A 6,128-nucleotide genomic window follows, 5' to 3' on the forward strand; every position below is an offset into this window, starting at 1 on the left:
CATAAACCCGATCTTCGCATGATTTTTCATCATGCCGAATTCTTCGGCCGTGAGCTGTATCCGGCTTTTTTCAGCACATTCATCGAAATTTGCGTCTTGCCTATATCATGCAGCAGCGCGCCCATCCCAAGCGTCATAAGCTCTTCGCGGGTATAGCCGTACGCGGTGCCGAGCAACGTCGTATAGACGCATACATTCAAAGAATGCTGATATAAATAATCGTCCACTGTGCCCATGTTCATCAGCATGATCATCGCATCCTGATGACTGGACAAATCATCGATAATATTGCTCATCATCTGTTTGAAGGGCTGCGCTATGTAAGGGTAAGTAACCCCTTTCTTGCGCTTCGGCCGGTCCATCATGTAGCGGAAATTAGTCCGGATTTCCTTCAAAGCGTGACGCATCGTTTCTTCGCCGATGAGCTCAGGCATGACGATATCTTCCGTCCGCGGATCGACAATAAACAAATAAAAAATGCCGCATTGCTCCAAGCGGGTTATCAACCTGCTCGTCAGTTCAACATTTTCACCTAAGAGTACAAGACCGTCACCGGAGAAAATCTTTTTTGCCAGTCTCATACCCGGTTGACATTGCGATAATGGCACCAACCGCATTTTCTCGATCCTTCCCCTTATCGTTAATTTTCACTCTCAACGCTATATGGCTTCGATTTCATTTGCATATATCCAGTTACTATATACATCGGAATAAACCACTCGTAAATTAACTGTAAGGGAAATGATTCGTTATCGCAACCATTTTCTTTCATTTATTCGACACTATTCTCCAATGTTCAACGCGGCTCGCGGCCACCGCACTATCATCCGTCAATTCCGCTGCAATTACATCACGAATGAACTCCGGCAAATAATAAACGATATCGCGTCCCTCGCCTAGCGTCAGATAGCCGATATGGAAGGTGAACATGTCGATGCAGCCAACCATATAATCACGCTCGTCAATGAGTGGTTCGCTGCCAACCAGCACCGAGACAACCTGTTCATACGGCGGTTTCTCCGGATCGTATTCAATCGTCATGCCATCGACAGCAAGCGATCCCAGCACTTCTCCGCGGAAGCCGTAGCCTTTAATCGGCTTCGAAGTAAATTCGGGCAGCAGCGCCTCTTCCAGCGCTGTGCGGATCGCCTTGCCGGTCAGCTTCATCCGGCAAGGATTGATAGGCGACGGGCAGAGGGCGTGAAGCTGGCCCTCTGTGACGTCGCCTTCCGGCAGGCCGCCAAGCAGCTGCCCCGTATTGACGATGCCGATCTCGGCATCGGCATGGCGGCGCAGGCCGGCGGCCAGCATGTTGCCGAGCGGTGATTCCCGCTCGGCCAGCGCGGGCAGCGGCGCATCGAGCCGGGCAATGACCCGGCTCAGGCGGCGCATGCCCGCCTCGCGGTAGCCGCCGATAATGGCGGCGGCCTCCGCTTGCTCCGCGAATGCGGCCGTAGGCACGCATGTCGCGTGGAACCTCGGGCGCTTGTCGCCGGGCGTAAGCTCAACGACGACGCGCCCCACATGCTCGCCGAATTTGCCGGCGGCGCAAATGGTTGTTCCGCCGATCACAATCGGCTCCTCCAGCAAATGATGCGTATGTGCTCCCATGATCAGATCGATGCCGTCCACCTCCTCGGCCATCTGCCTGTCGAGGGTAATACCCAGATGAGACATCACAGCAACGACGTCTGCTTTTCCACGCAACAGTTTCGCCTGCTCCCTTACCGCATCCAGCGGGTCGGTTAAATCCCAGCCCAGCAGCGAATAAAAGTCAGTAAACCGGGCAGTAACGGCAATCAGACCGATCCTCAATCCGTTTTTTTCAATAATGATATTCGGAACAAGCCACGGAGGAAGCTTGCCGGTGTACGTCTCTGGCATATTAGCCCCAATAACAGCAAACTTTGCATCGCTGTACGCTTCGGCCAATTCCTCCCGGGCATAGGTGAGCCCCTCGTTATTACCCAGCGCAATGGCTTCATACCCGGCAGCATTCAACAATGCGACGTTGACCTTCCCGTCGCTGCCCTCTGTCTCCAGCCGTATCCGGTCCATATGGTCACCGATATCGATAGCGAGCAGGCGGTCGCTGCCGTGGCGCTCCCTCTCCTGTTCGATGTAAGTCGCGATTTTGGCCGCGTTCTCCAAGCGGCTATGAATATCATTGCTGTGAAGGATTACCACATATTGTCTGTCCATACCGCTTACCCTCCGATCTGCGACATTCTCCGGTCTGTCGGCACATGCGACTGCGCTTCATTGGCCAGCTTAGCAGCCATTTCATGGTTTTCAGGCTTCACGTCCATCGCCCGGTACAGCAATCGCTTCATCGCCTCAGCATCGCCTAGCGCTTCCTTTACATTCAACTCGTCGACCCAATAGAGACAAGGTTTAATGGAGCCGTCCGATGTCAGGCGCAGCCGGTTGCAGCTTTTGCAGAAATGGTCGCTGATAGGATGAATAAGGCCAAAGGAGCCCGCTGCCCCTTCCATCTGCCAGTCATCCGACGGCCCGTTTCCTTGCACGTTCAAGCGCCGGGAAATCTGATAGCCTTCCGCGTTCGCAATTTCCAATACCCGTGACAAGGACAAATAATGACTGCGCCAATTTTCGTCCGCATGTCCAATCGGCATATATTCAATAAAACGCACATGCATCGGCTGCTCGTAAGCAAGCTTCAGAAATTGTGCGATCTCGTCTTCGTTAATTCCCTTAAGCAATACACAGTTCAGCTTAATTGGTGTAAGGCCGGCAGCTGCGGCAGCCTCAATGCCCTCCATAACACGCTTCAGTTCGCCTCTGCGGGCGATAAACCGGAATCGCGATGCATCAAGCGTGTCCAGACTAATGTTGACCCGGTTCAGGCCTGCAGCCTTTAAAGCCTCTGCCTGTTTGCCAAGCAGCATACCATTTGTCGTCAAAGCGATATCCGCAATGCCCGGAATCGACGCCAGCCGGCGAATGAGTTCATCCAGATTAGGACGTACAAGAGGCTCGCCGCCTGTAATGCGAAGCTTGGTCACACCGATTGCGGCAGCGGCTTCGACAACTTCAACAATATGGTCATAGCTTAATAATTGCTCGGTTGGAGCAAACTCCATACCTTCCTCCGGCATGCAATACAGACAACGCAAGTTGCATCTATCCGTTACAGAAATCCGCAAATAATCATGTACGCGACCAAATCGATCGATTAACTGTGACATGCCGTCCACTCCCTTTCCCGGTCCCTTTAGCATAACATTTTTCACCCTATTATGATATGCTATAGCAGTAGTTATCCTAGTGCTGCGAGGTTAGAAATCGATGGAATTAAACTGGAATATTAAACTTTTTGCAGGTCTTCCCGAGCGCTTTGGCGCATCGCATATAAGCTTCACATTTGCAGCGGAGCAAATAACCGCCGGACAGCTGAAGCAGCTTCTGGCAGAACGTTATCCCGATCACGCAGACCTGCTGCGCATCTCCTTCGTCGCCTGCAACCAGACCTACGCTTCCGATGACACGGTTGTAAGCTGCTCCGACGAGCTTGCATTGCTGCCGCCCGTATCCGGAGGCCAGCCAAGTGAGGATGCCTCCACACCCGGGACAGCAGCTGTCCAGCGTTACCTCATTACAGCCGAACCCATTCAGAGCGATGAAGTGCTTCGCAAAGTAATCGTTGCAGACCATGGCGCGGCTTTGGCCTTTGTAGGAACGACTAGGGAATGGACGAAGGGTCAAAGGACCGTCCGGCTGGAGTATGAGGCTTACGAGCCTATGGCGGTCAAAATGATGGAGCAGATCGGTGATGAGCTGGCTGAACGCTGGCCCGGTACGCTATGCGCCATTAGCCACCGCATCGGCAACGTCGCCATTGCCGAGACGAGCGTCGTAATCGCTGTATCGTCCCCGCATAGAGAAAGCTGCTACGAAGCAAGCCGCTATGCGATCGAACGTTTAAAGCAAATCGTCCCGATTTGGAAAAAAGAAATATGGGAAGACGGCTCCGAATGGAAAGGCCATCAGCTTGGCCCATGGAAACCCGCAGAGCCGCTCACTGACTACTAAAAAGCGTTGGAGATACGTCATTTTTCGCCTTCATATTACGACAAAAATCGACAAAACTACTTGCAATTAATGCCGAAATACTAGTTAAAAAGTCATAATTTTACGACACTCTTATTGCCAATCCTATCATTCGTTGCTACTATTAAAGTTGACTAAATACTCAAATTGGGGTGCAGTGATGAGGGTTCACGTTACTGATTTACTAGAAGGCGATCTTCTTCTTAAAGATACCTTCAATTCCTACGGACTACACGTACTTTCCAAAGGAACTGTACTGCACAATAAAGATATTTCCAAGCTGCTTCAGCACCATATTGATTATGTTGATATTCAGGACCGCAATTCAAACCCTATTCCTGACCGCACGCTCGAGTCGATCGTCAGTCCGAAATGGCTTCCAACTGTGCAGCCAGATTACGAAAACGCTGTCAAAGGCTTCCAGCAGCTGTTCAGTAAGGCGACTAATGAAGGCGTTATCAATGAAAAGGAAGTAGAGTCAGCTTTCCAGCCTTTGCTTAAAAACTTTCAAATGGAACGCGACGTCGTCTCGATGCTGCTATTGCTTAATACGACGGATGACTATACCTACCAGCATTCTGTACAAGTCGGAATGCTGTCCTACTATCTTTCGACATGGCTAGACTATTCCGCTGAGGAAGCGCTGCAGATCGGCAAAGCCGGATTTTTACATGACATTGGTAAAAGCCGCATCCCGGAGTCGATTCTGAACAAGCCTTCCAAGCTAACAGACGAAGAATTTACCGAGATCAAAAACCATGCCCAATACGGTCATGATATTATTTTGGAGTCGTTTGCAGAAGAACCTTATCTGGCAATTAGTGCGCTTCAGCATCATGAACGGAATGACGGCAGCGGATATCCTCATGGACTGGATGGCGACAGCATTCACCCCGTGGCCAAAATCATTTCCGTCGTCGATATTTACAGCGCTATGATATCCGAACGGGTTTACCAGAAAAAACGCGATTTGCTCTACGTGCTGAAAGAACTGTACAAGCTCAGCTTTTCCGAGCTTGATGCCCATACGACGCATACATTCATCAAGCATATGATCCCAAATTTTATCGGTAAAAAGACGATTCTCGAATCCGGTGAGACCGGCATTATCATCATGACGCATCCAACCGAATTTTTCCGCCCGCTCATCCAGATCGGCGAACGTTTCATCGATTTGACTATCGAGCGCGAATACGAGATTAAAGAAGTGCTGATCTAGCAAAAAGGAGGCCTCGGTTTTTTAAACCGAACCTCCTTTTTAATTGCCTTTATTGTTCTGCTCATTTTGCTATATATCTAACTCGCCAAATTGTTACTATTATAGTAGAATTGGCTAGTTATTTCGTTTGGGAGGTTGATTTTGTTGTTGGTTTTTAAATTTTATGGTTGGATTTTCGTCCCATACATAATGATTCTTGTGCAGTGGAATAGATTGAGTAATAAAAGGAGAGTTCTCGGAGCTGTATATTCTTTTATTGCTTTAATGGTCCTGATTGTGAATAATAATGTATCAACTGAACTATCACAGACCTCAGCTAGTTCAGACTTTTCTGAATCAGCAAACTCAAGCAGTACAACAGAAGACAATGAATTAAATTCTAAAGAAAACAAAATAGCGGTTCTTCAATTCGAGAAGAATGTTTATGCAATTGAAGATTCCATGAAACCTTTAATGGATCGTTATCAAAAAGCAATGGAAGGGTTAGCGAATGGAACCATAAGCATCAAGGATGCATATGCGGCAGCTGCCGATGCTAGAGAAGCAGCAGAAACAATGAGCAAAAATATTGATAAAATTAAAATAAGCGATGATATTCATGAAGACGTAAAAAAACTATTGCAATCTGTTAAAACTAATTTTTCCACAGCATATTTTACAAGGGAAAAGTCATTTAAGTCCGCTATGGAATATCTTGATGAACAACAACCTAGTCATATGGAAAACTTCAAAGAAGAAAACGAAATGTCTCAAGCCTTTCTTCAGACAGGTGCAGATGCTTTATTAGAAGCAAAAACTAAAGTCGGTATAGATCCGACAAAAGAATAATAAAAAAAGC

Annotated in this window: 6 protein-coding genes; 3 read left to right on the forward strand and 3 right to left on the reverse strand. The window is 48.5% G+C overall.

Annotation, left to right across the window (positions count from 1 at the left end; all coding sequences use genetic code 11):
* Positions 1-29: 29 nt before the first annotated feature.
* The 3 genes from TY10_RS15075 to moaA form a co-directional block, all read right to left on the reverse strand.
* Entirely contained in the window at positions 30-617 is a 588-nt protein-coding gene (locus TY10_RS15075) for an HD-GYP domain-containing protein (RefSeq protein WP_052350557.1), read from the reverse strand.
* Positions 618-768: 151 nt separating this feature from the next.
* Positions 769-2,202: a bifunctional metallophosphatase/5'-nucleotidase gene (locus TY10_RS15080; protein WP_042165042.1), complete on the reverse strand. Its 1,434-nt coding sequence runs from the start codon at positions 2,200-2,202 to the stop codon at positions 769-771.
* 5 nt (positions 2,203-2,207) lie between these two features.
* Positions 2,208-3,209, reverse strand: coding sequence for a GTP 3',8-cyclase MoaA (moaA, locus tag TY10_RS15085; protein WP_042165043.1), 1,002 nt, complete (start codon positions 3,207-3,209; stop codon positions 2,208-2,210).
* A gap of 100 nt (positions 3,210-3,309) precedes the next feature.
* Here moaA and TY10_RS32080 point away from each other — a divergent pair, with 100 nt between their 5' ends.
* From TY10_RS32080 to TY10_RS15100, 3 genes are all read left to right on the forward strand, one after another.
* Entirely contained in the window at positions 3,310-4,053 is a 744-nt protein-coding gene (locus TY10_RS32080; RefSeq protein ID WP_042165045.1) for a molybdenum cofactor biosynthesis protein, read from the forward strand.
* 178 nt (positions 4,054-4,231) lie between these two features.
* A complete protein-coding gene (locus tag TY10_RS15095) occupies positions 4,232-5,290 on the forward strand; it encodes an HD-GYP domain-containing protein (RefSeq protein ID WP_042165048.1) in 1,059 nt (352 codons plus the stop codon).
* Positions 5,291-5,434: 144 nt separating this feature from the next.
* Complete coding sequence (locus TY10_RS15100) at positions 5,435-6,118, forward strand: hypothetical protein (protein ID WP_042165050.1); 684 nt, start codon at positions 5,435-5,437, stop codon at positions 6,116-6,118.
* Positions 6,119-6,128 lie beyond the last annotated feature (10 nt).

The sequence above is a fragment of the Paenibacillus gorillae genome, assembly GCF_000513275.1.
GTDB classification, from domain to species: Bacteria; Bacillota; Bacilli; order Paenibacillales; family Paenibacillaceae; genus Pristimantibacillus; species Pristimantibacillus gorillae.